This is a genomic window from Streptomyces sp. HmicA12 (assembly GCF_000373565.1).
In the GTDB taxonomy this organism is placed as follows: Bacteria; Actinomycetota; Actinomycetes; order Streptomycetales; family Streptomycetaceae; genus Streptomyces.
The window spans coordinates 1-2,946 of the sequence record NZ_KB891836.1; the positions used below are offsets into that span (position 1 = coordinate 1).

Annotated in this window: 5 protein-coding genes; all 5 read left to right on the forward strand. The window is 70.1% G+C overall.

From position 1 onward, the window contains the following. Positions 1–415 precede the first annotated feature (415 nt). Positions 416–697, forward strand: coding sequence for a hypothetical protein (locus B072_RS0132940; RefSeq protein WP_158689277.1), 282 nt, complete (start codon positions 416–418; stop codon positions 695–697). Continuing rightward, the gene (locus B072_RS0132945; protein ID WP_018534240.1) at positions 694–939 is read left to right on the forward strand and encodes a hypothetical protein; all 246 of its coding nucleotides are present in this window, start codon (positions 694–696) and stop codon (positions 937–939) included. Before B072_RS0132940 ends, B072_RS0132945 begins: the two co-directional genes overlap by 4 nt. After that, entirely contained in the window at positions 936–2,303 is a 1,368-nt protein-coding gene (locus tag B072_RS0132950; RefSeq protein ID WP_018534241.1) for a DUF2637 domain-containing protein, read from the forward strand. The genes B072_RS0132945 and B072_RS0132950 overlap by 4 nt, the downstream gene beginning before the upstream one ends. 2 nt (positions 2,304–2,305) lie before the next feature. After that, positions 2,306–2,671, forward strand: coding sequence for a hypothetical protein (locus B072_RS0132955; protein WP_018534242.1), 366 nt, complete (start codon positions 2,306–2,308; stop codon positions 2,669–2,671). A gap of 88 nt (positions 2,672–2,759) precedes the next feature. Next, a partial coding sequence (locus B072_RS44680; protein WP_043245235.1) for a hypothetical protein occupies positions 2,760–2,946 on the forward strand: 187 nt, incomplete at its 3' end.

Consider the following 2,946-nt stretch of genomic DNA (forward strand, 5'->3'; position numbering starts at 1 on the left):
CCCCCCTACGAATCTTGTCTCGAAGCTCAGCGGCGAGCCGCTGCACCTTCGGGACCTTGCTCTCCTCCACTCGGTGACTTCCTCTCTCTGGTTGCTCAGGCACAGTCTGACAGAACTAGTTCTACGTGCCCAACGGGGATGACCATACCTTCGCCACGCGGCCGAATGGAAGCACGAAACGATGTCAGAACTAGTTCTGTTGACATCGGCTGCGGACGGTGTCTTAATCATCACGTCGCCCCTCAGAACTAGTTCAGGGAAGGGCGGCGAAGGGCCCGGCATGTCTACGGATTCCGGGTCACAGCCATGTCCAGAAACAGGCGCGGCCCCGGCTCGCCAAGCAGGGCGAATCCGGGGCCACTAGCGGCCGGTCAGGGCCGCTTGAGGGCCGTCCTACGAGAGGAACACGACCCACATGAACACCATCGTCGCTGGTCAGAGGATCGTTACCGCCGCCGAGTTTGCCGAGGTTGCGATGGGCTTCGAGCCCGCCGCCAAGGCGCCGGCCCCGAAGGTCTTCGTTCCCGGTCCCGCCGACCTGGAGGACTTCGCGGAGTTCGTCGAGGAGGTCACCGACCCCTCCGGCTCCGAGGTCGACGCCGAGAACGCCCTGCACTACCGCAGTCTCACCCAGAACGTCCGCGTGCTGTCCCGCCGCCGGGCCCGGGTGACGTTCCCGAAGGCGGTGTCGGCATGAAGCGCTCCCTCGCCCACCTCGCCCTGTTCCTGCTGATCGTGCTGGAGATGACCCTCGGCGTGATTGCCGGGGTCGCCGCCCTGGTCAGTGTCATCACCGAGATGGTGGCCCGCGCGACGGCGGCCGGCGGCGACTCCTTCGCCCGCCACGCCCGCGTCCGCCCCGTCTCGCCCCGACTCCGCACCGAGATGGCCAACGTGCTGTCCGGACTCGCCACCCCGGCCGCTGGAGGTACCCGATGAGCTATCGCGAGGAGCGCCGCGCCGACCAGGCCGCCGAGCGCGCACAGGACCGCGAAGACATGCGCCTGAAGATTGAGGCCCAGCTCAAGGCCAAGGAGATCGCCGCCGAGCAGAAGCGGGCGGACGACGAGGCGAAGCGCGAGCAGGCCCGCAAGGACGCCGAGGCCAAGCGCCGCCAGGAGCAGGCCGACCGCCGGGCCCGCCAGCAGGAGAAGGACCGCAAGCGCGCGACCCGCCGTGCGAAGTTCGCGAAGCTGACCGGCTGGCTCACCGCCAACCCGGTCACCGCGTTCGTGGGCTTCGTGATGGTCTGCTCGATCGTCCCCGCCGTTATCTCGCAGGTCGTCTCGCTGGCCGGGGCCGGGGTGTTCGTCCTCCTGGCCGCGCTGCTCTCGGCGATGCTGGAGGGCACCGCCTGGGCGCTGACCTTCATGGGCAAGCAGGCCGAGGACGCCGGGCGGCCGGCGGGCAAGTACCGGGTCGCCACCTGGACGACCGCGTTCCTCGCCGCCGCTGTGCAGTACTGGCACTGGACCGAGGCCCTGCCCGAGCACACCTGGGTCGCCTGGGTCTTCGCCGGGTCGTCGATCGTCGCGATCTACCTGTGGGACATGAAGACCCACGGCTCGCACGGCAAGACCAAGGAGCAGCGGCGCCAGGAGAAGGCCCGAAGGAAGCACCTGAAGAACCGGCGCAAGCACCACAAGGACATCGCCGCCGAGGCGGACCGGCTCCTGTCGGCCCTGCCCTTCGAGGCAGTCTCTGAGGAAGAGGCGTTCGCGACCGCGTGGCGGATCAAGCGGGGCGCGGAGCCGGGCCTGTCCGCCCAGGTCTATGCCGACGCCACCAACGCCCGGGTCGCCCTCGGCGCCGCCTTCGAGCTGGGTGAGCACGTCCGCCCGGAGCTGGTCCGTGCGGGGATGCTCGCCAGCCTCTACAACCCGCTCCCGCACCGCCTGTCCGAGGGCATCCCGAGCCTCGGTCCGACCGTCCCGCTCCCGGCTCTCCAGCGGCCCTCTGAGGGCGCTACAGCCCTTGCGGGAATTGGGGTGTACGGCTCTGAGGGTGCTAGCAAAAACGCCAGCGATAAAGGCAGCGAGAAGGCTTCCGGGAACGCCACTGGGAACGCTGGCGGGAACACCCGGCCGGGCCGTTCCGACGAGGAGTTGAAGGCGCTCCTGCCGCAGGGGCTGCGGGCCGCCGCCGAGCTGGTCGCGGAGGGCAACCCGATCTCCGCCGCCGGACTTTCGAAGCGTGTCGGGATCCGTCGGGACGACGCGCGGCGGCTGCGGGACATGGTCATCGCCGAGCGGAAGCTGAAGCTCGTCGACGGCGACACCGACACCCCCGCGATCGGAGCCTGACGATGACGCGCAAGGCAGCCATCCGCGACGCGGAGCCGCACGTGGTCGTCTCGCACGGCGCGGACTTCTTCGGCCAGGACCGCCACCCGGTGAAGTCGCTCGCCGAGTTGGTCCCGTACGTCGAGAACTCCGTCTCCTACGTCGACCGCAAGTCGGTCGCCCCGCTCGTCGAGCAGCTGCGGGCGCCGGTCGACCTGGCCTTCCCGGCCGCCGAGGCCGCCGAGCTCTGCATCCAGCTCCTCAAGGTCTCGCGCACCCCGCGCACCAAGCCCGCCATCTGCTCCCTCGCCCGCTCCCTGTCCGACGCCGCGGAACGAGCCGCGGCGGACGGCGAGCCCTGGAACTGGACGGTTGACCCCGTCTCCTGATCTGCCCTCCCCCGAAAGCGCGGGGCCCGGCGCCTCCCTTCCACAGTCGCCGCCGGGCCCCGCTTCCTCCCGAAGGAGAAGGACCAGCATGACCGAGATGCCGACCGGCCCGCGCCACGACAGCACGGACCTGGCCACCATCACCTACGTCCACGGCGCGGGGCCGGCCACCGACAGCAGCCCCGCAGAGACCGCCCCCGCTTTGGGTGGCCTGACCAAGACCACCGACCGCGCGGCCGTCGTCGAGTCGGCCCGCCAGGTCCTGGAGGGCAAGG